We start from the raw sequence: 22,806 nt of genomic DNA, 5'->3' as shown, positions 1-22,806 counted from the left end.
AAATGTTCATGGCGAAGTGAAGGACTTTCATGATCGAGATTAAACACCTGAAAACGCTACAAGCGTTGCGGAACTGCGGTTCTCTTGCGGCAGCGGCGGCCACGCTGCACCAGACCCAGTCTGCCCTTTCTCACCAGTTCAGCGATCTGGAACAACGCCTCGGCTTTCGTCTTTTTGTGCGTAAGAGCCAGCCTTTGCGCTTTACGCCGCAGGGTGAAATTCTGCTGCAACTGGCAAATCAGGTACTGCCGCAGATCGCCAGCGCGCTGCAGTCCTGTAACGAGCCGCAGCAAACCAAACTGCGTATTGCCATTGAGTGCCATAGCTGTATTCAGTGGCTGACCCCCGCGCTTGAGAACTTCCGCCAGAAGTGGCCGCAGGTGGAAATGGACTTTACATCCGGCGTGACCTTTGACCCGCAGCCGTCGCTGCAGCAGGGCGAGCTGGATCTGGTGATGACGTCAGATATTCTGCCGCGCAGCGGCCTGCACTATTCGCCGATGTTTGATTATGAAGTGCGCCTGGTGCTGGCCCCGGACCATCCGCTGGCCAGTAAAACGCGCATCACGCCGGAAGATTTAGCGACAGAAACGCTGCTGATTTATCCCGTGCAGCGCAGTCGCCTGGATATCTGGCGTCACTTCCTGCAGCCCGCTGGGATTAGCCCACAGCTGAAAAGCGTGGATAACACGTTGCTGTTGATACAGATGGTGGCGGCCAGAATGGGCATCGCGGCATTGCCGCACTGGGTAGTGGAGAGTTTTGAACGCCAGGGTCTGGTGGTGACCAAAACCCTGGGTGAAGGACTGTGGAGCAGGCTGTACGCCGCCGTGCGCGATGGCGAGCAGCGTCAGCCGATTACGGAAGCGTTTATTCGCTCAGCGCGGAACCACGCGTGCGACCATCTTCCGTTTGTGCGGAGCGCGGAGCGACCCAACGGCGATGTACCCACAGCGAAGCCAGGATCACCGCTCCCCCAATAAGGAAACTCGGCCAGTGCGGCTGTTGCTGCCAGATGGCAAGATTGACCAGCAGCCCTGCCGGGACATGCACGTTATTCATGATCCCCAGCGTACCGGCGTCTACCTGCGTAGCGCCGTAGTTCCACATGAAGTATCCCAGCCCGGAAGCCACCACGCCCAGCCAGACCAGAACGCTCCACTGCACGGTGGTCGTCGGCAGTTTTTGCGGGTTGCCGAGCATAAACCACGCCGCTACCGCGACAATCGCGGCGCCCATATAGAACCAGGCGAACGCGTTGTGCTGTGGCATCGGACGGGTCTCCATCAACCGTTTGTATCCCACCATGCCGATGGCGAAGCTGATATTGGCGAGCTGGACGAACATCAGCCCTGTCCAGAAGTGATCGCTTACCTTGTCATAGCGAATAATCGCCGCCCCAAGCACCGCCAGCCCCGCACTTAAAAGATATCCCCAGCGCAGACGACGCTTGCTGAGCAGGTCGTAGATCAGGGTGATGTAGAGCGGCGTGAGCACGGTGAACAGCAGGAATTCCGAGACAGACAGATAAACGTAAGCCCGGAAGCTGAACAGGTACATGATGCCGAGCTGCATCGCGCCCACCAGCATATACAGCAGTATCGTTTTCAGCGATTGTCCGCGCGCGCGCAGAAACGGCAGGAACACCAGCGCCGCCAGCCCCACGCGCATCAGCACCGAGAAGTAACTGTCGACCGATCCGGCAAGGTATTCGCCAATCAGGCTAAAGGAGAAGGCCCACAGGATAGTGGTGATAATGAGTAGCGCCACAATGCTTGTCTCTCAGAAAGAAGGACAGGCATTGTAGCGAACTCTTTAGTTGACAACTGAACAATAAATAATCGAATGAAGATTATTCAAGGAACAGTTTGCGCAGGTACTTAGGCACAGCGTTATCGCCGTTAGTGCCGATCACTTCCAGCTCCGGGTGCAGGTCTTTCAGACGCTGGTGCGCGTTCTCCATGATGCAGCCTTTGCCCGCCATGGAGAGCATCTCAGCGTCGTTCATGCCGTCGCCAAACGCGATGCAGTCTTTCAGCTCAAAGCCCAGACGTTTAGCCACCGCTTCCAGCGCATGACCTTTGGAGACGCCACCGGCCATCACTTCCAGACAGGTCAGCGTGGAGAAGCTCACGTTAACGCGGTCGCCCCAGCGAGCGTTGATCACCTGCTCCAGCGGCAGCAGCGCTTCATGGCTTTCGCAGGTGAAGAACACCTTACTGATCCCTTCCGGCTCCAGCAGGCCAGGCTCGTACAGTGAGTACTGGAATACGGCCTCCTTGAAAAAGCGCATCTCATCCGGGCGGTGGCGGTTCATAAACCACTCGTCATCGCGATAAACGTTGGTGACGATATCCGGGTTATTGTGCACCACGCCGAACAAATCGGCGGCAATATCGCGGTCCAGATTGTGGGTAAAAATCAGGTTACCATCCGTGTCGTGCACGCGCGCACCGTTGGAGGTGATCATGTACGATTTGATTTCCAGATTATCGCGGATCTGCCCCACGTCCACGTGGTGGCGACCGGTGGCAAACACGAAGTTCACGCCACGGGCAGTCAGGAGTTTTAATGTCTCTTTCGCGTAAGGCGAGAGGGTGTGGTCGGGGGAAAGCAGCGTGCCATCTAAGTCAGATGCAACAACCTGGTACATAGGGAAATTTAACCTCTGGTGAATATCAATTATGCCTGTTGAAAAATTCAACAATGGCGTTAAGCGCGACTGAGCGCATAGCGTCCTTTTCAAAAAGGATCTCATGGTACGCGCCGTTGATGACCAGCGGTTTTCCCCCTTCGCAGGGGTGACCGGCGGCAGCGCGCAGTTCACAATAGCGGTCATGCATGCGGTTATCCACCACACGCTCTTCTTCCGCCTGAATCAGAAGCGTCGGCGTGTCATCATCGCCTACGCCCGCCAGCACCTGCTCACCGGCATGAATCCCTTCCCGCACCCAGTGCCAGGTCGGGCCGCCAACGCGCAAGCGCGGTTCATCGGCATAAAAGCGCAGGTTGCGACGATAGCGCTGCCGGCTGTGGGTCAGAACGTTGATGGCGAACGGCAATGCCCGCCAGCGTCCGGTACCGATGGCATAGCCTTCACGAATGCGCTGATGGCCCTCAGCCCAGTCGAGAAGATGGCGCACCATCCAATCGGGAAAACGAATGACAATACCGTACATCGGTGCGGTGAGCGCAATGGCGTCGCACTGGTGCTCATACCGCTGCAAAAACAGCATCGAAATGGCACCGCCCATGGAGTGCGCAAGGATATACCGCTTGCGCCAGGGGCCAGGCTGGACTTCCTGCTGCCAGAACGCGGCAAAATCGTCGACGTAATCGCTGAAGTTATCCACGTGCCCACGGTGCGTATCCGGCAGCATACGACCGGACAACCCCTGTCCACGGTGGTCGATGATCAGCACGTCGAACCCCATATGGACCAGGTCGTAAGCCAGTTCGGCATATTTAACGTAGCTTTCGATGCGTCCGGGGCAGACGACAATCACACGGTCATTTTTTTCATTGCGGAAACGAACGAAGCGCACCGGGATGCCCCCGACGCCCGTAAACTCATCTTCCTCACGCTGCCGCCAGAAATCGGTCAGCGGCCCCATAGAGAAAGCAGCAAAAGCGTTTTCTCGTGTTTCCCAGTCCTTTTTCTGCTGAAACATTGGGTTTCCACTCACGTAATCCAGGGAATATCGTTTTTTTCATCACTGGTCACAAAATGACGCAATAATAGCGTATTGTGGCATAAAAATAGACGGTTCGGGAGTTTCAAATGACCTTCGAATGGTGGTTCGCCTACCTGCTGACATCCATTATCCTCAGCCTTTCACCGGGCTCGGGTGCCATTAACACCATGACTACCTCCATCAATCACGGCTATCGCGGTGCGGCGGCGTCGATTGCCGGTTTGCAGACCGGGCTGGGCATTCATATCGTCCTGGTCGGAATTGGTCTGGGGACCCTGTTCTCCCGCTCGGTGCTGGCGTTTGAAGTGCTGAAATGGGCCGGTGCGGCATATCTGATTTGGCTCGGCATCCAGCAGTGGCGCGCGGCAGGCTCCATCAACCTCAATACGCTCGCTCAGACGCAAAACCGAGGCCATCTCTTTAAGCGCGCGGTCTTCGTCAACCTGACCAACCCGAAGAGCATCGTTTTCCTCGCCGCGCTGTTCCCGCAGTTTATCGTGCCGCACCAGCCGCAGGTGATGCAGTACGTGGTGCTGGGAGCGACCACCATCATTGTCGATATCATCGTGATGATTGGCTATGCGACGCTGGCGCAGCGAATTGCGGCGTGGATCAAAGGGCCTAAGCAGATGAAGGCCCTGAATAAAGTCTTTGGCTCGCTGTTTATGCTGGTTGGCGCGCTGCTTGCGTCAGCGCGTCATGCTTAGCGAGAGATGATGAGATGAATGCCGAAGCCGGCGAACAGCGCGCCGGCGAAGCCGTCGATCCACTTCGCAATGCGCTGGTAGCCACGGCGCATTGCCGGTAAAGCGAACAGGCTGGCCACGATAGTGAACCAGGCAAAGGTTTCAACGACGATCAGCAGGAAGATACCCCAGCGCGCGCCCGCGCCAACGCTATCGCCGACAAACAGCGAGAACACCGAGCCGAAATAGATAATCGCTTTCGGGTTCGCCAGGTTGGTCAGCAGCCCTTTCACAAAGCTGCGACCGCCCGTCGCCAGCTCCACCTTTGGCTCTTCCGGCTTTTTCTCTTCTTTCTTCAGCGCCCCGCGCAGCATCTGGTAGCCCATCCAGCACAGGTACAGCCCACCGCCGACCATAATGATGTTATGCAGCCAGGCCATCTTCGCCAGGATCAGGTTCAGACCGAGCAGTGCGACCGCCGCCCAGACCATGACGCCCATGGTAATACCGAGCACGCCCATCATCGCCTCTTTGCGGGAGCGGCTGACGGCGGTTTGCGACACGAAGAAAAAGTCAGGGCCAGGGCTCATCAGCGCAACGATGTGCACCAATGCCACGGTGAGAAATAGCATTAACATAATTAGCTCGCGGGGAAATAATGTAGTGAGTCACCATCCTGGCACTTTTTCGCCCGGCTGACTACTCCTCGTCATCACCATCGGCGTGAGAGCGGATGAGCGCCATAAACTCTTTCCCGAAGCGCTCCAGCTTGCGCGTGCCGACGCCATTGACGCTCAGCATCTCGCTCGCGCTGAGCGGCATCTGCTCGGCCATCTCAATCAGCGTCGCGTCGTTGAACACCACGTACGGCGGGATGTTTTCTTCGTCGGCAATCGCTTTACGCAGCTTGCGCAGTTTGGCGAACAGCTTGCGGTCGTAGTTGCCGCCGTAGGATTTTTGCATCACACGCGGCTTCAGGGCGATGACGCGTGGAACGGCCAGTTTCAGTTCAACTTCACCGCGCAGTACCGGACGCGCGGCTTCGGTAAGCTGCAACGCAGAGTGCTGGGCAATGTTTTGCGTAGCAAAGCCAAGGTGGATCAGCTGGCGAATGATACTCACCCAGTGCTCGTGGCTCTGCTCTTTACCGATGCCGTAAACCGGCAGCTTGTCGTGGCCCATATCGCGGATACGCTGGTTATTCGCCCCGCGCAGCACTTCCACCACGTAGCCCATACCAAAGCGTTGATTGACGCGCCCAATGGTTGAGAGCGCTTTACGCGCGTCCATCAGACCATCGTACTGCTTCGGCGGATCAAGGCAGATATCGCAGTTGCCGCACGGCTCTTGTCGCCCCTCGCCAAAGTAGTTGAGCAGCACCAGACGGCGGCAGGTTTGCGCTTCGGCAAAGGCGCCCATCGCGTTGAGCTTGTGACGCTCGATATCCTGCAGCTGTCCCTGCGGTTTCTCTTCCAGGCAGCGGCGCAGCCACGCCATGTCCGCCGGATCGTAAAACAGCATCGCTTCCGCAGGCAGGCCGTCACGCCCGGCGCGACCGGTTTCCTGATAGTAGGATTCGATATTGCGCGGGATGTCGAAATGCACCACAAAGCGCACGTTGGGCTTGTTGATGCCCATCCCGAACGCCACCGTCGCGACCACGATTTGAAGGTCGTCGCGCTGGAATTTCTCCTGCACGTCGGCGCGGATGTGGTTCTCCAGTCCGGCGTGATACGCGGCGGCGCTAAAGCCGCGGTTTTGCAGACGCGCGGCGGTGTCTTCCACCTTCGCACGGCTGTTGCAGTAGATGATGCCGGACTTGCCGCGCTGCTCCTGCACATAGCGCAAGAGCTGATCCAGCGGCTTGAATTTTTCCATCAGCATATAGCGGATGTTTGGACGATCGAAGCTGCTGACCTGAATGTAGGGGTCGTTCAGCCCGAGCAGACGAACGATATCCAGGCGTGTAGTGTCATCCGCCGTGGCGGTAAGCGCCATAAACGGCAGCTCGGGGAAGCGCTGACGCAGCTGGCCGAGGGCGGCATATTCCGGGCGGAAATCGTGTCCCCACTGGGAGATACAGTGCGCTTCATCCACCGCCAGCAGCACCGGGTTCCAGTGCGCGAGATGGTCGAGGAAGTTATCCAGCATCAGGCGTTCCGGCGCGATATACAGCAGGCGAATCTGTCCGGTGCGGCAACCCGCCATCACCTCTTGCTGCTGCTCGCGGGTCTGCGTGGAGTTAAGACAGGCGGCCGCCACGCCGTTGGCGAGCAGCTGGTCGACCTGGTCTTTCATCAGAGAAATGAGGGGGGATACCACGACCGTCAGGCCGTTCAGCACCAGCGCGGGCACCTGATAGCAGAGGGATTTCCCGCCGCCGGTCGGCATCACCACCAGGCAATCGCGGCCTTCCAGCACGGTTTCAATGATGGTTTCCTGGCCGGGGCGGAACTGCTGGTAGCCAAAGGTTTCATGCAAAACCTGTTTAGCCAGCGATTCCTGATTCAATACTTCCGCCTGCGCCACGTTAACCCCATATGCCAGAAATGAAACAGGCGCTATTTTCAGCGCCTGAGAAAGAAACTTCAACGTTTAACGCAAAAACATTCGAGCGACCTAGAAAATATCGTTCAGCATAACGCCCACACCCACACGGGTCTGGTTGAAGTTGTAATCGATAAGCGACTCGCCGTAACCGCTGTACACCTGCGTATAAAGACGCACGTGTTTCGTTACCGGGTAGCTCAGGCCAACCTCAGCACCACCGTAGCCGGTGTTCCAGTTGTACTGGCCTTTCGCGCTCAGCACGGCATCACCCAGCTGATAGCCAATCTTGAGCTGGTAGTAACCCATGTATTTGGTGATGTCAGGGTTATCGTCAGTGTCACCCACCACATACCACGGCTTCACTTCCACCATCCAGTTACCGTTCTGCGCCATCAGGCGCGTATAGGCACGGTTCCAGCTGCGCGAGGTTGGGTCGGAACGTCCGTTGGAATCGTGGTTAAAGCCCACCTCGACGTCACGCAGCGTCCAGCCAGCAAATTCGTAATCCGTTGCGAAGCCGAGGAACAGCTGCGGCTCATAGTTGGTTTCACGGAACGGCGAGGACTCCCCGCTGTTGGAGAGCTGCCACCAGGACTTTTGGGTGTATGACGCACCGAGCACCGAGTTCGGCCCAAGAATGCCTCGCCAGAACGGGAACGCGAGGCTGAGCTGGAACTTCACCTCATCTTTACGCGCATTATCGGACCAGTTATAGGAACTTATCGCCTCTTTGTTGAGATCGCTGGTCTGGGTGTAGATCACGTAGTTGGTGTCATACGGGTACAGCGTGAACGGATTGTCATGCTCCTGAAGCATATTGGCGATGATGCTGCCGCGCACTGCGGGGGCATCGTGCACTTCTTTGACGGTTGCTTCTTGCGCATATGCTGTGAGGGGCAGCGAAACCGCCGCCAGTAACCAACCCAGATACGTCCGCATCGGTGGTGTTCTCCTGAAAGGGTGATATTTAATGAATAGTTTTGTCCGGGCATTCTACAGACTTCTGCAGCAACTTCCGCCTCCTCGTTTCTGAAAGTGGAAATCCTTATTGTTGAGGCATAAAATCAACATTTTGTTAACAACAAGGATGCAACCCCTCATGTCAGCCACGCTTACCGCCGAAGAAACGTTAAAACTCGTGGGCGAGATTTTTGTGTACCACATGCCGTTTAACCGCGCGCTGGGGCTGGAGCTGGAGCGATACGAGAAAGACTTTGCCCAGCTCAGCTTTAATAATCAGCCAATGATGGTAGGCAACTGGGCGCAAAGCATTTTGCACGGCGGAGTAATTGCCTCCGCGCTGGACGTGGCGGCGGGGCTGGTCTGCGTCGGCAGCACGCTGACGCGCCATGACACCATCAATGAAGAGGAGCTCCGCCAGCGTCTTTCGCGGATGGGCACTATCGATTTACGCGTCGACTATCTGCGCCCTGGACGGGGTAATCGCTTTACCTGTACCAGCAGCCTGCTGCGCGCGGGCAACAAAGTCGCGGTAGCGCGCGTTGAGTTGCATAACGAAGAACAGGTTTATATCGCCAGCGCAACCGCCACTTATATGGTGGGTTAAGGCGATAAAAACGGGTAAAATTAATTCACTCTTTTGTAACGGATTTTCCCGATGGATGCTAAACAGACGCGGCAGGGCGTTTTACTCGCCCTTGCCGCTTATTTTATTTGGGGTATCGCACCGGCGTACTTCAAATTTATCGCCTATGTACCGGCCGACGAGATCCTCACCCACCGCGTCATCTGGTCGTTCTTCTTTATGATTGCGCTGATGAGCGTCAGCCGTCAGTGGTCCGGCGTCAAAACGCTGCTGCAAACCCCTAAAAAGGTCTTCCTGCTGGCGCTTTCTGCGGTACTGATCGGCGGCAACTGGCTGCTGTTCATTTGGGCGGTGAATAACCATCACATGCTTGAAGCGAGCCTGGGATACTTTATTAACCCGCTGGTGAACATTGTGCTGGGGATGATTTTCCTCGGCGAACGCTTTCGCCGGATGCAGTGGGTAGCGGTCATTCTGGCTTTCTGCGGCGTGCTGGTGCAGCTGTGGACCTTCGGCTCACTGCCGATTATTGCCCTCGGTCTGGCGTTCAGCTTTGCGTTCTATGGGCTGGTACGTAAGAAGATTGCGGTGGAAGCACAGACCGGGATGCTGTTTGAAACCCTGTGGCTGCTGCCGGTGGCGGCAATTTATCTGTTTGGCATCGCCGACAGCGCCACCAGCCACATGGGCAGCAACCCGTGGTCGCTGAACCTGATGCTGATGGCCGCGGGCGTGGTGACCACCATTCCGCTGCTGTGCTTCACCGGCGCGGCGACGCGGCTGCGTCTCTCCACGCTGGGCTTCTTCCAGTACATTGGCCCGACGCTGATGTTCCTGCTGGCAGTGGTGTTTTACGGGGAAGTGCCGGGTGCGGATAAGATGGTTACCTTCGCCTTTATCTGGGTGGCGCTGGCGATTTTCGTTGCCGATGCAATTTATACCCAGCGCAGGGTGCGCAAAGGGTTGTAATGTTGCCCTCACCCCAACCCTCTCCCACAGGAGAGGGCGTTCGATCGTAGGGCGGGTAAGCGGAGCGCCACCCGCCAGATTTTTACAGCCAGTTCCGACGCTTGAAATAGAGATACGGTGCCAGCCCGGCGAGGATCATGAAGATAATCGCCCCCGGGTAGCCAAAGCTCCACTTCAGCTCCGGCATAAACTCAAAGTTCATCCCATAGCTGGATGCCACCAGCGTCGGCGGCAGGAACACCACGGACACCACCGAGAAGATCTTGATGATGCGGTTCTGCTCGATGTTGATAAAGCCCATCGCCGCCTGCATCAGGAAGTTCACCTTCTGGAACAGGGATTCGTTGTGCGGCAGCAGGGATTCGATATCTCGTAAGATCTCACGCGCCTGCTCCAGCTGACCGCCCGGCAGACGTGCTTTACGCACCAGGAAGTTCAGCGCACGCTGGGTATCCATCAGACACAAACGCACTTTCCAGCCGATATCTTCCTGCTCCGCCAGCGTCGAAAGCGCTTCGTCATATTCATCGCCCTGATGGCCTTCCATGATCACGCGGCTCAGCTTTTCCAGGTCGCTGTAGATATTCTCAATTTCGTCCGCCAGCTGTTCAATTTTGGTTTCGAACAGATCGAGCAGCAGCTCGTAAGCATTACCGTCCACCATCGCCTGGCTACGGGCGCGCATGCGGTAGAGACGAAACGCAGGCAGTTCGCGCTCGCGCAGGGTAAACAGACGACCATCGCGGATGGTAAACGCCACGGTGGAGTTACCCGCGTGGTCATCAGCGTCTTCAAAGAAGAAGAAGGAGTGGATGTGCAGACCGTCTTCATCTTCAAAAAAACGTGCGGATGCTTCGATGTCTTCCAGTTCAGGACGCGTTGCCAGGCTTTGCCCCAGCTCAGATTGTACGCGAAGGCGCTCATCGTCGTCCGGCTCGACCAGATCCACCCATACGGCATCAACGAGGGGCTGTGACTCTTCGGCTTCAAGCCGAGTCAGTCGGTTATTTTCGAGTTGAAATGCGCTCAACATGACCGGGACTCCCAATGCAAAAAATATCGGACAGTTCGGTGGGCACACAGAAACAATTTGGGTTTCAGACCATTAAACAGCCTGACTCAGCGCGACGGGGATAATGCAGTCGCTGACAACCACTAAGGCCATCAGCAAGGGGAGATAGCCTTAGGAGTTGTTCCTGGATGACAGGGAATTGAGCCAGTATCTACTGGGTGTGTCCAAGGCGAATGTCCTCTTAGCGTAATCGTGCGCGCATGTTACGCCAGCAGTAACTGTGGCGTCAACACGCAACGGAACGCTGAAGGGCATTAATTGACCTTCAGCCTATAAGGTTAGCAGATTATTACAAAATAATGATATTTTTCTGAAAGTTACACGGTTTCCAGCCTGGCGTAAGCAGCCACCAGCCATTTGATCCCCTGGCCCTGGAACGCCACCTGTAAGCGGCTGTGTTCACCGCTACCTTCGAGGTTCACGATGGTGCCTTCACCAAATTTCGAATGACGCACGCGCTGGCCCAGCTTGTAGCCGGTATCGGTTTCAGTGATGGGTGAACCCATACGCTGATGGTTGACCGGACGGCTGATGCTTGCCCGCAGACGCACCTCTTCCACGCACTCTTCCGGCAGCTCGCCGATGAAGCGCGACGGACGGTGATAAACCTCTTTGCCGTACAGACGGCGGGTTTCAGCGTAGGTCAGCGTCAGCTTTTGCATCGCACGGGTCACGCCCACGTAGGCCAGACGACGCTCTTCTTCCAGACGCCCGCCTTCATCCAGCGACATCTGGCTCGGGAACATCCCCTCTTCCATCCCAACGATAAACACCTGCGGGAACTCCAGACCTTTGGCGGAGTGCAGGGTCATCAGCTGAACCGCATCCTGCCAGGTGTCCGCCTGCCCTTCTCCCGCTTCCAGCGCGGCGTGGGACAGAAACGCCTGCAGCGGCATCAGGTCTTCGTCTTCTTCGTTGTAGCTGAACTGGCGCGTTGCCGTCACCAGTTCCTCTAAGTTCTCAATACGGGTCTGGCCCTTCTCGCCTTTCTCCTGCTCGTACATGGTACGCAGGCCGGAGTCTTTAATCACCCGGTCGGTCTGCACGTGCAGCGGCATATCGGCCGTTTCCTGCGCCAGCGCGTCAATCAGTTCGAGGAAGCGCTGTAATGCACTGGCGGCACGTCCGGCGAGGGCTTTTTCCTGCAGCAGCTCGCGGCATGCCTGCCAGAGCGTAAGCTGGCGGTCACGCGAGGCCTGGCGCACCACGTCCAGCGTGCGGTCACCGATGCCGCGCGTCGGCGTGTTCACCACGCGCTCAAACGCCGCATCGTCGTTGCGGTTGGCGATCAGGCGCAGATACGAGAGCGCATCCTTGATCTCCTGACGTTCGAAGAAGCGCATCCCGCCGTAAATGCGGTACGGCATGCTCACCTGCAGCAGCGCCTCTTCCAGCACGCGCGACTGGGCGTTGCTGCGGTAGAGAATGGCGCACTGCTCCAGGGCACCGCCGTTGTCCTGCCAGGTTTTGATGCGGTTCACCACGAAGCGGGCTTCGTCGAGCTCGTTGAAGGCGCAGTAAATCGAAATCGGTTCGCCGTCGACGCCGTCGGTCCACAGCTTTTTACCCAGACGCCCGTTGTTGTTTTCGATCAGGGCGTTAGCCGCGCTGAGGATGTTGTTCGTCGAGCGGTAGTTCTGCTCCAGACGGATGGTTTCCGCGCCGGGGAAGTCCTTGAGGAAGCGCTGGATGTTCTCCACCTGCGCCCCGCGCCACCCGTAGATCGACTGGTCGTCATCGCCTACGATCATTACCTTGCCGGTATCACCGGCCAACAGGCGGATCCATGCGTACTGGATGTTGTTGGTATCCTGGAATTCGTCCACCAGGATATTGGTGAAGCGTTCACGGTAGTGCTGAAGGATGTGCGGCTTGTTGAGCCACAGCTCGTGGGCGCGCAGCAGCAGCTCGGCGAAATCCACCAGACCGGCGCGATCGCACGCTTCCTGATAGGCCTTGTAGACGTTCTGCCAGGTCTGCTCGACCGGGTTGCCGAAGCTCTGAATGTGGTGCGGGCGCAGCCCTTCATCTTTCTGGCCGTTGATGTACCACATCGCCTGACGCGGCGGCCACTGCTTCTCGTCGAGGTTCATCGCCTTGATCAGGCGCTTCAGCAGGCGCAACTGGTCTTCGCTGTCGAGGATCTGGAAATCCTGCGGCAGGTTGGCGTCCATATGGTGCGCGCGCAGCAGGCGGTGCGCCAGGCCGTGGAAGGTGCCAACCCACATACCGCCCTGGCTGGTGCCCATCAGCTGTGCGATACGGTGGCGCATCTCCGCCGCCGCCTTGTTGGTAAACGTGACCGCCATGATGGAGTACGGCGAGCAGTTCTCCACGCTCTGCAACCAGGCAATACGGTGAACCAGCACGCGCGTCTTACCACTGCCCGCTCCAGCCAGCACCAGCATATTGGTGCGCGAGGCCGCTACGGCTTCACGCTGTTTGTCATTAAGGCTGTCGAGCAGGTAAGAAACGTCCATTGGCACCGTCACATAGTATTCAGGAACACAGCAAAACGCCCGGTGGCGCTTCGCTTACCGGGCCTACAACTGCAAAACCCTGGTAATTTATACAATATTACTGGTGATTATATCAGCGTCGTGAGGGATGCCAACCGCGAAATTTCCACGTGCGGCAGAAGACGGCTATCCTTCGTGGTCATCAGGTCGGCGTTTTCTGGCTTGATCCAGCAGGCCTGCATGCCGCAGCGAATGGCACCCGCGACATCCGTGGTCAGATCGTCGCCCACGTGCAAAATTTCACCGAGCGGCAGGTTCATTTTTTCCGCTGCCAGATGGTACATATCGCTGAACGGCTTCGAGCGCCCGTGCGGGCCCGCGCGCAGCACGAACTCAAAGTAATCCCCGAGGCCAAACAGTTCAGGCTGTGCGTTACCGTTAGTGATGGCCACCAGCGGCCACTTTTCGGCAAGCTTCGCCAGCGTGTCGTGGGTCTCCTGCGGCACGTCGATACGGCTGCGCCATTTGGCGAAGTTTTCCATTGCCGCTTCGGCACCGATGGCCGCGTCCTGTACGCTCAGGCCCACGTTGAGCATCGCCTGCTCAACCGCACGACGACGCCATTCGGTCACGTCGTGGTAAATGTCCGGCTCGGTCTCCCGCAGGGACTGACGCAGGGTCTGAAAATCCTTGTTCTGCATCGCTTTCAGCGCGGGATGGTAGTTCTGCACAAACGCCAGCGACTCCTGCTCGGTACGCAGGATCACCTCACGGTTGTCATAAAGGGTGTCATCAAGGTCAAACGTCAGGGCCGAGATCTGACCGAGTGGGCGGTAAAAACGCATTATTTCCCCCGTTTGGCGCGTGGATGCGCCGCGTCATACACCGAGGCAAGGTGTTGGAAGTCTAAGTGGGTATAGATTTGAGTGGTCGACAGATTTGCGTGGCCAAGCAGTTCCTGCACGCCGCGCAGATCGCCGCTGGATTCCAGCATGTGGGTGGCGAACGAGTGGCGCAGCTTGTGCGGGTGAACGTGGCTGTTTAGCCCCTGCTTGATGCCCCACTCCGCAAAGCGCTTCTGCACGTTACGCGCCGAGATCCGCTTGCCGAGCTTTGATAAAAACAGCGCATTCTCCTCTGCGCCAAACAGCCCGCGCAGATCCAGCCAGTGCTCAATCCAGGAGACCGCGTTGCGGCCAATCGGCAGACGGCGCTCTTTGCTGCCCTTGCCCATGACCCACACTTCGCCGGATTCCAGATCGAGATGCTTTAAATCGAGGTTCACCAGCTCAGAGAGACGCAGGCCCGCACCGTACATTACCTCCAGCATCGCGCGGTCGCGCACCGCCAGCGGATCGTTAAGGTCGATATCCAGCAGGCGATTTACGTCGTCGACGTCGATATTTTTCGGAAGATGGCGAGGGGCTTTTGGCGTGGCGATGCCTTTCGCCGGGTTGGCTTTTAAACCGCCCTGGCTCACCAGCCAGTCGAAGAAACTGCGCAGGGCGGAAAGCCTGAGCGCCAGGCTCGCCGGGCTGAGTTTTTTTTTACGGCTACGCACAACGAACCCGCGCACCGTGGCAGCATCACATTGTTGCCAGCTTTTCAGGCCGATCTCGTCGGCAATCTGGATGATGGCATCAAGCTGACGCTGATAGTTAAGCAGCGTTATGGGGCTGAGCTGACGTTCCACGCCCAGATAGCGCAGAAAGCGCGTGACGTCAGCGGCGAGTGCATCTGTCATACGCGCTCAATCCAGCGCTCCAGCAGCTCAGGCAGCATCAGGGCGATTTCCTGCAGCAGGTGCGTACCCTGCCCCTGCTCATAATGATGTGCGTCACGGCTGGTAAATAACATCACGCCCAGATCGCCATCGCGCCCCATCAGCGACATCGCCACCGAGCCAATCGCTTTGGCTTCCGGCAACACGACCAGCAGCTCAGGCCCGTTTAGCGGCCCGAGATAGTGCTGCTCACGGCCCAGACGCTGAATGCGCAGAGGCTCAAACGCCTGGCGGCTCAGCGCCAGATGGGTAAACCCGGACGGCGCGCCAATGCGCCAGCGGTCCGGGAACAGGCGAATCGTCGCGCCTGCCAGCCCAAGCTCACGCGCCCAGCGGTGGAAGCGGCTGAGGAACTCTTCAAGGCTGTGCGCCGAGGCCAGACGCGCCTGCAGGTGCAGCAGGCGATAAAACAGGCTCTCGTTATTGCTGGCCTGCTCCATCAGCAGCGTCATGTTCTCTTCAAGCTGATTGATGTGCTTGCGCGAGCGCGCCATGTGCCATTCGACCAGCGACACGGTTTCACGAATCGGATGCGGTACGCGCATCTGTTCAACAACGCGTGCATTGCGGATAAAAAACTCAGGATTGTTCAGCAGGTAATCAACAACAGCGCTGTCATCCAGTTCCGTCATTATTTCCTGCAGTTCTTCCCCTGGTTGTTTCATAGATGGATAAACCCGTCATAAACATGTGTCGCCGGGCCCGTCATATACAGTGGATGACCCGGTCCTTTCCAGGCGATATCAAGCCGACCGCCCGGTAATTCCACGCGAACCTCTTCTGCCAGTAACCCCTGAGAGATGCCCACAGCAACTGCAGCACAGGCACCGCTTCCGCAGGCCTGGGTTTCGCCCGCGCCGCGCTCGTAAACCCGCAGACGGATGTGCTCACGCTTCACCACCTGCATAAAGCCGATGTTCGCGCGCTCCGGGAATCGTTCGTGGCTTTCCAGCACCGGACCGAGCGTTTCAACCGCGGCGGTTTGCACATCATCAACCTGAATCACACAGTGAGGGTTACCCATCGAGACGACGCCGCACAATACTGTCTGCTCGGCGCCGCACGCATAATATAGGTCTTTTCCGCTTTGTTTGCGCGGAACGGTACGGCGGAAGGCTCGAAGTTTGGCTCGCCCATATTCACGCGTACCAGCTCGTCATCGGTCACGCTGAGCACCATACGGCCGTTCGCAGTACTGACGCGAATATCGCGCTTGTTGGTCAGCCCCTTCAGGCGGACAAAGCGGGCAAAACAGCGCGCGCCGTTGCCGCACTGGTTAACTTCGCTGCCGTCAGCGTTAAAAATGCGGTAATGGAAATCGAGATCGGGATCGTAAGGCGGCTCGACCACCAGCAGCTGATCGAACCCCACGCCCACGTGCCGATCCGCCAGGCGGCGAATCAGCTCCGGGGAGAAAAACACATTCTGCGTTACCGCGTCGACGACCATAAAATCGTTGCCAAGGCCATGCATTTTAGAGAACTGCATCATTTGCTCCATTGCGCGGGTACAGAACGTAATCTGTCAGAGATTAACCTGAGTCGGGCCACCGTTATCGCCGCGATCGTTAGTATCTGGCGTCGTCGACTCAATGCCGCTTTGCACAGGTTTCGTTGGCGGCGGTGCGTTTTTATCCTCTGGCGGGAAGTACAGCGGTCCTTTCAGTCCACAACCCGTCAGGCTAAACAGCGTGATGAGAACGGCAAGCGTTCGGAAGACGTTTTTCATTATCAAGTTGCTCGTAAGTTCAAATCTGTTTCTATCATCGCAGGAGAAGACACAAAAGCAAGAGTTTGCCGCTTTCCTGCAACGGGAATTATTTAGCGTTATACTGCCGGCATCACGAAAAACAGGAACAAAACCATGAATGACAGTGAATTCCATCGCCTTGCCGACACCCTGTGGATGACCATCGAAGAGCGCCTGGACGACTGGGACGGCGACAGCGATATCGATTGTGAAATCAACGGCGGTATCCTGACCTTAAGCTTTGAAAACGGCAGCAAAATTATTATTAACCGTCAGGAACCGCTTCACCAGGTGTGGCTGGCGGCCAAACAGGGCGGCTATCACTTCGATCTGAAGGGTGATGAGTGGGTGTGCGACCGTAGCGGCGTACCGTTCTGGGATCTGCTGGAACAGGCGGCGACCGCGCAGGCGGGTGAGAAAGTGAGTTTCAGGTAGTTTTGTTGTCGGGTGGCGGCAACAGCGACTCGAACCGTAGGCCGGGTAAGCGTTAGCGCCACCCGGCAAAAAGGATCAGGAGAAATACTGCTGCAACAGCGGCGCGGTATCCTGATTCGCCGGCGCGGCAGGCGTTACGGCCTGGGTCCGGAACGGGATCACCTGCGTACGACCATCGACGTTCACAATCTGATAGAACTGCGGCAGGTTGAAGTTAATGAAGCTTGAGCCGTAGGTGAAACGGTCGTGCGAAGAGGAGTAGAAGCGGCTGACGTCGCGCACCAGCTCCTCTTTACTGCCTTCACAGTGGTGATACACCTCGGCGCGGTTAGTCTCATCAAGGATGTAGATATTGAAACCGGCATCCTCACCCGACTCTTCGAAGAAGAACTGAATAATCCCTTCGCTCGCAAAACCATCCACCACCTGCGGCAGCTTAACGTGGTTGGTTTCCACCTGCACCGACAGGCCATGCAGCTTGTTGTGTGAAATCGCGCCGTAGAACTCGATGGCATTTTCCAGCTTCTGTACTGACACGTTCAGGCGCTCGAAGAACAGCCCCCAGGTCTGGCCGGAGACGCGCAGCGCTTTAAAGCGCCCGGTTTCGTGACGGGTGCTGGAAAGACGCAGCTCGATGCACTCAGAGACCAGCTGCTGCACGCGGGTACGGATCAAACCGCGCAGGTGCTGGCTGTAGCAGAACACTTCGACGCTGTCCGGCGGCGCGGCGTCCTGGTGCATCTTGCCAAGAATGGTTTTCAGCGCTTCGATCATCGCCTGCTCGCCGTTGAAGTGCAGGGTACGTACTTCGTTCCACGAGTTGCGGTACAGCAGGTCTACGCTGCCTACCAGGCAGTTTTGCTGCTCGCCAAAGCTGAAGACGTCCAGCTTGCGGAAGTCAAAATGGACCACCTGATTGCGGAAGGCCGCCGTCGGGTCGTACTCCAGGTTGACGATAATCGCCAGATGGCGAATCTCGCACGGGCTGTAGAGCGCTTTTGGCGTTGGCGCAGGCAGACGCAGCGGGAAGTGGTGCGACACATCCGCGACCATCTCCTGCAGCTTAGCGAGATCAACCACCTCGTTGCCTTTGATAAACAGGCGCGTGCGCGAGGTCAGCAGGCCGTTGAACCAGGCCCAGGCCACCAGCTTGTTCAGATAGCGGTTATACTCCAGCGGCTGATGGCTGATGATCGAATCCATGCTTGGGGCACGGTTGTACAGATACCACCCGGTGCGGTTTGCGCGGCCCGGTGGCACAAAGATAAAGGTCAGGTTCGGCTCTGACAGGTCAGGTGAAATCTGCGGGTTCACCAGGGTGACTTTACCCGGCAGCGCTTCAAACGCGGCGTACAGCTTGCGGGTCAATACCCCGATGTCCTGCGGGCTGGCGGAAACGCTGAGGTTGTTACGGCGCGCAAAGCGGATCAGATTACGGTAGCTTTGCATCATTGCATCGAGCAGTTCGTTGTGCGCTTCACGCACCTGATCGATCTTCCAGTTGGCGCGGTTGTCGAGCATGGACAGACGCGCTTCGTCCCATCCCCACTCTTTGACTAACTGACTGACCACTTCACGACGCCAGCCCACGCAGGCGCGTTCGCGGCTCAGTTTTTCACAAACTTTGAGATAGAAACATCGACGCACCAGATCGAGACGCGTGGTGTCATCAATGGCTTTCAGGTATTCGGTAACGCGTTCCAGCATCATGCAGTAGGCATCAAGCCCGTAGGAGACAATCTCCCCGTCGTGCAGACGCTGTTTGATGTCTTTCGCCAGCAGGCGCGGCGTAGGGTATTCCCAGGAATAGGCTTCCAGCAGCAGCGTTTTCAGCACCGCTTTGTACGGTGAGTCGATGCTCTTATAAAGCTGCCAGAGGCTCGCGCCAAAGTACTCTTCGGCGGACAGAGAGCTCAGGCCCCCCAGATCCAGCCATTCGTTTGGCGTCAGTACGCCCTGAGAATAGAGCGACATGACGTAATCGTCGTAATGCTCTTCTTCATCGCACGGCACCATATTCCACAGAATACGCTTCCCGGCGAGGCGAACGGCAGTACGGTAGAACTCATCCAGCAATAAGATGTGCTGAGTTGAGCCGCAGTCTTCACCACCGAGACTACCGCTTTCGTTATGGCGGAAACGGTTTTCATCAATCAGGAAGAAGCTCACTTCCACGCCGAGCGACGCCGCCCAGCTCTCCAGCAGGCTGCATTTACGCTGCAGCAGCTGGCGCTCTTCGTTATCGAGCCAGGATTGATGGCAGACCCAGATATCCAGGTCAGAAGAACAGCTTTGCCCTACCGATGAGGTACTCCCCATTGTGTAAACGCCAGTGATTGGCAGTTCACCTTTCGGAGAAACCTGAGGCGGCATGCCGCGGTAGAGTTCCAGCTCGTTCAGATAGTGCTGTTGGGTTTCATCAGGCGTGAAAAGGCAAATGCCCTGGGGAACGTTACCATCGAGGTAACCCGGCATCAGCGGATGGTGATAGTGCAATAATGTCGGCAGCAGACTGTATACCTGCTGGAAAGCAGGGCCCATGGCAGCAAGCGCGCGATCCACGCGCAGTTGATTTATGGCATCCAGTCTCTGTTTCAGAGTCTCAATATAGAGGTACAAGACGTATCGCCTGATGTTTCCGGGTGTCGTAAGCTATTCAAAACACGAATAACAGCGAGCCCGCAGTATTTCAAAAAGATAACCGTTACCCTTCTTTCGCCCTTATCATTATGGTGGTACCGACGAAAAAATGGTCTAAAACGTGATCAATTTAACACCTTGCCGGTTGACCGTAAAGAAAGATGCGCTACATACAAGTGTAGCACCGTTCTGTACGTGTAAATTCCTGAATACGGCTACGGCAGACGAATACGCCGCCTTGTCCCTCTCACCCTTCATCAACCGTAAAACTGCCATCCCAGAGTCAACAATGTTAGGATAGTTAGCGATTGATAATGACGGTAACAAGCATGTTAGACAATGTTTTGAGAATTGCCACACGCCAAAGCCCTCTTGCGCTCTGGCAGGCACATTATGTGAAGCAGCGCCTTGAAGCCTGCCATTCCGGATTGCGCGTCGAGCTGGTGCCGATGGTGACGCGCGGTGACGTGATCCTTGATACGCCGCTGGCGAAAGTCGGCGGAAAAGGCTTGTTTGTCAAAGAGCTGGAAATGGCCTTGCTTGAGAACCGTGCTGACATCGCCGTGCACTCCATGAAGGATGTGCCCGTTGAATTCCCGGAAGGGCTGGGGCTCGTGACCATCTGCGAACGTGAAGATCCGCGCGATGCGTTTGTCTCCAACCAGTATGATTCTCTTGACGCGTTGCCGGAAGGCAGCGTGGTTGGCACGTCCAGTTTACGCCGTCAGTGCCAGCTGGCTGAACGCCGCCCGGACCTGGTGATTCGCTCGCTGCGCGGAAACGTGGGTACGCGTCTGGGCAAGCTGGATAACGGCGACTACGATGCCATTATCCTCGCCGTTGCCGGTTTGAAGCGTCTGGGACTGGAATCACGCATTCGCGTCGCATTGCCGCCAGAGCTGTCGCTACCGGCCGTGGGCCAGGGTGCGGTGGGCATTGAGTGCCGTCTTGACGATGTGCGCACGCGCGAGCTGCTTGCACCGCTGAACCATGACGAGACCGCCATCCGCGTAAAAGCCGAGCGTGCCATGAACACTCGCCTCGAAGGCGGCTGTCAGGTGCCAATTGGCAGCTATGCTGAATTAACCGACGGTGAGCTGTGGCTGCGTGCGCTGGTTGGCGCGCCGGACGGTTCACAGATGGTACGCGGCGAACGTCGCGGTAAGGCGCAAGATGCCGAGCAGCTTGGCGTGTCGCTGGCCGAAGAGTTACTGGATAACGGTGCCCGCGAAATTCTGGCTGACGTTTATAATGGAGAACCCCCTGCATGAGTATTCTTGTCACCCGCCCTTCTCCCGCAGGAGAGCAATTAGTGAGCCGTCTGCGCGCACTGGGGCAGGTGGCCTGGAGTTTTCCGCTGATTGAATTCTCCCCCGGTCGGGAGCTGTCCATGCTCGTCGGCCAGATGAATGCCCTGCAGGAAGGCGACCTGATCTTTGCGCTGTCGCAACATGCCGTGGAATTTGCCCATGCGCAGTTGCAACAAGCAGGGAGAGAGTGGCCAACCGCTCCCCGCTATTTCGCTATCGGGCGAACAACCGCACTGGCCTTACATACCGTGAGCGGAACAGACATTCGCTACCCGTTAGGTCGGGAAATCAGCGAAGTCTTGCTACAATTACCTGAATTACAAACTATTGCCGGAAAACGTGCGCTCATTTTACGCGGTAACGGTGGACGTGAACTGTTGGGTGAAACGCTGCGGGAACGCGGGGCTAACGTCACGTTCTGCGAATGCTATCAGCGTTGTGCGAAACACTACGATGGCGCGGAAGAGGCAATGCGCTGGCACATGCGCGGCATCAATACCCTGGTCGTAACCAGCGGTGAAATGCTGCAGCAGCTATGGTCGCTTATTCCACAATGGTATCGTGAGAACTGGTTACTCCACTGTCGGCTTCTGGTCGTCAGTGAGCGTCTGGCGAACCACGCCCGGGAACTGGGCTGGCAAGATATTCGGATCGCTGATAACGCCGACAACGATGCGCTGCTGCGCGCATTACAATAACTCTCAAATGGGAAGCCATAATGACGGAACACGAAAAATCCTCCGCCGTGGTTGAAGAGACCAGGGAGACTGTGGACACAACCCCACAGCCAGAGACGACAGAGAAAACCGCTGAGAAGAAAAACGGCAGCAACAAAACCAGCCTCGCGCTGAGCGCAATTGCCATCGCCATTGCCCTGGCGGCAGGCGTTGGCCTGTACGGTCTTGTTAAGCAGCAAGGCTCTAACCAGACGGCCACCAGCGATGCGCTGGTCAATCAAATTACCGCCCTGCAAAAAGCGCAGGAGACGCAGAAAACCGAGCTGGAAGGCGTGATCAAACAGCAGGCCGCCGCGCTTGCCGATGCGAACAGCAAACGGGAAGAGTTGACCAAACAGCTGAGTGAAGTGCAGGAGAAAGTCGCCACGATTTCGGGTACCGATGCCAAAACCTGGCTGCTCTCACAGGCCGATTTTCTGGTGAAACTGGCCGGACGTAAGCTCTGGAGCGATCAGGACGTTACCACTGCCGCCGCGCTGCTGAAAAGCGCCGACGCGAGCCTGGCAGACATGAACGACCCAAGCCTGATCGCCGCGCGCCGCGCCATTACCGAAGATATCGCCAGCCTCTCCGCCGTCTCGCAGGTGGATTACGACGGCATTATCCTCAAGGTGAACCAGCTTTCGAACCAGATTGATAACCTGCAGCTGGCGGATAACAACGACGACGACTCCCCGATGGATTCCGACGGTACCGAGCTTTCCAGCTCCCTGAGCGAATGGCGCATAAACCTGCAAAAAAGCTGGCAGAACTTTATGGACAGCTTCATCACCATCCGCCGCCGCGATGAAACCGCCGTGCCGCTGTTAGCACCGAACCAGGATATCTATCTGCGCGAAAACATCCGCTCCCGCCTGCTGGTTGCGGCACAGGCCGTACCGCGTCATCAGGAAGAGACCTACAAGCAGGCGCTGGATAACGTCTCGACGTGGGTGCGTGCGTATTACAACACTGATGACGCGACGACCACGGCCTTCCTGGAAGACATCGATAAGCTGAGCCAGCAAAACATCACCATGAACGTGCCGGATAAGCTGGAAAGCCAGCCGATTCTGGAGAAGCTGATGCAGACGCGCGTGCGTAACCTGCTGGCCCAGCCCGGCGTTCCGGCGGAAGGCACGGCTGAAGCACCGGCCGCCGCGCCAGCGCCTGAAAGCGCGCCACAAGGAGAGTAA

Annotated in this window: 22 protein-coding genes and 1 pseudogene; 8 read left to right on the top strand and 15 right to left on the bottom strand. The window is 57.2% G+C overall.

The window, feature by feature from the left end; all coding sequences use genetic code 11:
- Positions 1-29 precede the first annotated feature (29 nt).
- The gene (metR, locus tag EXW94_RS14340; protein ID WP_010426278.1) at positions 30-983 is read left to right on the top strand and encodes an HTH-type transcriptional regulator MetR; all 954 of its coding nucleotides are present in this window, start codon (positions 30-32) and stop codon (positions 981-983) included.
- On the opposite strand, the gene EXW94_RS14335 is transcribed toward metR, so the two are convergent.
- From EXW94_RS14335 to pldB, 3 genes are all read right to left on the bottom strand, one after another.
- The gene (locus EXW94_RS14335; RefSeq protein WP_174340372.1) at positions 871-1,770 is read right to left on the bottom strand and encodes a carboxylate/amino acid/amine transporter; all 900 of its coding nucleotides are present in this window, start codon (positions 1,768-1,770) and stop codon (positions 871-873) included. The two genes, metR and EXW94_RS14335, sit on opposite strands and share 113 nt — an antisense overlap.
- Positions 1,771-1,852: 82 nt before the next feature.
- Complete coding sequence (gene yigL, locus EXW94_RS14330; RefSeq protein WP_174340371.1) at positions 1,853-2,653, bottom strand: sugar/pyridoxal phosphate phosphatase YigL; 801 nt, start codon at positions 2,651-2,653, stop codon at positions 1,853-1,855.
- A 25-nt stretch (positions 2,654-2,678) separates the two neighbouring features.
- Entirely contained in the window at positions 2,679-3,671 is a 993-nt protein-coding gene (gene pldB, locus EXW94_RS14325; protein ID WP_174340370.1) for a lysophospholipase L2, read from the bottom strand.
- Between the two features lie 110 nt (positions 3,672-3,781).
- Between pldB and rhtB the strand changes: the two genes are divergently transcribed.
- Positions 3,782-4,402 carry a homoserine/homoserine lactone efflux protein gene (gene rhtB / locus EXW94_RS14320; protein WP_008501533.1) on the top strand — a complete coding sequence of 207 codons (621 nt, stop codon included), beginning with the start codon at positions 3,782-3,784 and terminating at the stop codon, positions 4,400-4,402.
- Here the strand turns inward: rhtB and rhtC are convergent.
- The 3 genes from rhtC to pldA all read right to left on the bottom strand — a co-directional run bounded on the left by rhtC (position 4,399) and on the right by pldA (position 7,870).
- On the bottom strand, positions 4,399-5,019 hold the full coding sequence (gene rhtC, locus EXW94_RS14315; RefSeq protein WP_010426287.1) for a threonine export protein RhtC: 621 nt from the start codon (positions 5,017-5,019) through the stop codon (positions 4,399-4,401). The two genes, rhtB and rhtC, sit on opposite strands and share 4 nt — an antisense overlap.
- A 61-nt stretch (positions 5,020-5,080) precedes the next feature.
- Complete coding sequence (gene recQ / locus EXW94_RS14310; RefSeq protein WP_010426289.1) at positions 5,081-6,910, bottom strand: ATP-dependent DNA helicase RecQ; 1,830 nt, start codon at positions 6,908-6,910, stop codon at positions 5,081-5,083.
- Positions 6,911-7,000: 90 nt separating this feature from the next.
- Positions 7,001-7,870 carry a phospholipase A gene (pldA, locus tag EXW94_RS14305; RefSeq protein WP_108417326.1) on the bottom strand — a complete coding sequence of 290 codons (870 nt, stop codon included), beginning with the start codon at positions 7,868-7,870 and terminating at the stop codon, positions 7,001-7,003.
- A gap of 160 nt (positions 7,871-8,030) precedes the next feature.
- Here pldA and yigI point away from each other — a divergent pair, with 160 nt between their 5' ends.
- The gene (gene yigI / locus EXW94_RS14300; RefSeq protein ID WP_010426301.1) at positions 8,031-8,498 is read left to right on the top strand and encodes an acyl-CoA thioesterase YigI; all 468 of its coding nucleotides are present in this window, start codon (positions 8,031-8,033) and stop codon (positions 8,496-8,498) included.
- Positions 8,499-8,549: 51 nt separating this feature from the next.
- On the top strand, positions 8,550-9,446 hold the full coding sequence (rarD, locus tag EXW94_RS14295; protein WP_010426302.1) for an EamA family transporter RarD: 897 nt from the start codon (positions 8,550-8,552) through the stop codon (positions 9,444-9,446).
- Between the two features lie 82 nt (positions 9,447-9,528).
- On the opposite strand, the gene corA is transcribed toward rarD, so the two are convergent.
- The 8 genes and pseudogenes from corA to EXW94_RS14260 form a co-directional block, all read right to left on the bottom strand.
- Complete coding sequence (corA, locus tag EXW94_RS14290) at positions 9,529-10,479, bottom strand: magnesium/cobalt transporter CorA (RefSeq protein ID WP_010426304.1); 951 nt, start codon at positions 10,477-10,479, stop codon at positions 9,529-9,531.
- 150 nt (positions 10,480-10,629) lie between these two features.
- Positions 10,630-10,686, bottom strand: coding sequence for a YsgD/CorL family protein (ysgD, locus tag EXW94_RS28065; protein WP_212743980.1), 57 nt, complete (start codon positions 10,684-10,686; stop codon positions 10,630-10,632).
- A gap of 149 nt (positions 10,687-10,835) precedes the next feature.
- Entirely contained in the window at positions 10,836-12,998 is a 2,163-nt protein-coding gene (gene uvrD / locus EXW94_RS14285; RefSeq protein WP_120158928.1) for a DNA helicase II, read from the bottom strand.
- A 107-nt stretch (positions 12,999-13,105) separates the two neighbouring features.
- On the bottom strand, positions 13,106-13,822 hold the full coding sequence (yigB, locus tag EXW94_RS14280; RefSeq protein ID WP_010426308.1) for a 5-amino-6-(5-phospho-D-ribitylamino)uracil phosphatase YigB: 717 nt from the start codon (positions 13,820-13,822) through the stop codon (positions 13,106-13,108).
- Positions 13,822-14,721: a tyrosine recombinase XerC gene (gene xerC, locus EXW94_RS14275; protein WP_174340369.1), complete on the bottom strand. Its 900-nt coding sequence runs from the start codon at positions 14,719-14,721 to the stop codon at positions 13,822-13,824. The genes yigB and xerC overlap by 1 nt, the downstream gene beginning before the upstream one ends.
- Positions 14,718-15,425, bottom strand: a complete 708-nt coding sequence (locus EXW94_RS14270; RefSeq protein ID WP_174340368.1) for a DUF484 domain-containing protein — start codon at positions 15,423-15,425, stop codon at positions 14,718-14,720. The genes xerC and EXW94_RS14270 overlap by 4 nt, the downstream gene beginning before the upstream one ends.
- Positions 15,422-16,248: pseudogene (dapF, locus tag EXW94_RS14265) on the bottom strand (diaminopimelate epimerase). Before dapF ends, EXW94_RS14270 begins: the two are co-directional and overlap by 4 nt.
- A gap of 36 nt (positions 16,249-16,284) precedes the next feature.
- Positions 16,285-16,488 (bottom strand): lipoprotein, encoded by a 204-nt coding sequence (locus EXW94_RS14260; RefSeq protein WP_042716806.1) that lies wholly within the window; start codon positions 16,486-16,488, stop codon positions 16,285-16,287.
- A gap of 135 nt (positions 16,489-16,623) precedes the next feature.
- Between EXW94_RS14260 and cyaY the strand changes: the two genes are divergently transcribed.
- A complete protein-coding gene (cyaY, locus tag EXW94_RS14255; protein WP_126815696.1) occupies positions 16,624-16,944 on the top strand; it encodes an iron donor protein CyaY in 321 nt (106 codons plus the stop codon).
- A 75-nt stretch (positions 16,945-17,019) separates the two neighbouring features.
- Here cyaY and cyaA read toward each other — a convergent pair whose 3' ends face one another.
- A complete protein-coding gene (gene cyaA / locus EXW94_RS14250; RefSeq protein ID WP_108417322.1) occupies positions 17,020-19,563 on the bottom strand; it encodes a class I adenylate cyclase in 2,544 nt (847 codons plus the stop codon).
- Between the two features lie 350 nt (positions 19,564-19,913).
- Here cyaA and hemC point away from each other — a divergent pair, with 350 nt between their 5' ends.
- The 3 genes from hemC to hemX are packed head-to-tail and all read left to right on the top strand — an operon-like array spanning position 19,914 to position 22,806.
- The gene (gene hemC / locus EXW94_RS14245; RefSeq protein ID WP_143350044.1) at positions 19,914-20,855 is read left to right on the top strand and encodes a hydroxymethylbilane synthase; all 942 of its coding nucleotides are present in this window, start codon (positions 19,914-19,916) and stop codon (positions 20,853-20,855) included.
- Positions 20,852-21,592, top strand: a complete 741-nt coding sequence (gene hemD / locus EXW94_RS14240) for a uroporphyrinogen-III synthase (RefSeq protein ID WP_174340367.1) — start codon at positions 20,852-20,854, stop codon at positions 21,590-21,592. The genes hemC and hemD overlap by 4 nt, the downstream gene beginning before the upstream one ends.
- A 20-nt stretch (positions 21,593-21,612) precedes the next feature.
- Positions 21,613-22,806: a uroporphyrinogen-III C-methyltransferase gene (gene hemX, locus EXW94_RS14235; RefSeq protein ID WP_174340366.1), complete on the top strand. Its 1,194-nt coding sequence runs from the start codon at positions 21,613-21,615 to the stop codon at positions 22,804-22,806.

The organism is Enterobacter sp. JMULE2 (assembly GCF_013337145.1).
Lineage (GTDB): Bacteria > Pseudomonadota > Gammaproteobacteria > Enterobacterales > Enterobacteriaceae > Enterobacter > Enterobacter mori.
Note: the sequence above shows the minus strand (reverse complement) of the source record. Positions and strands in the feature narration are given on the sequence as shown.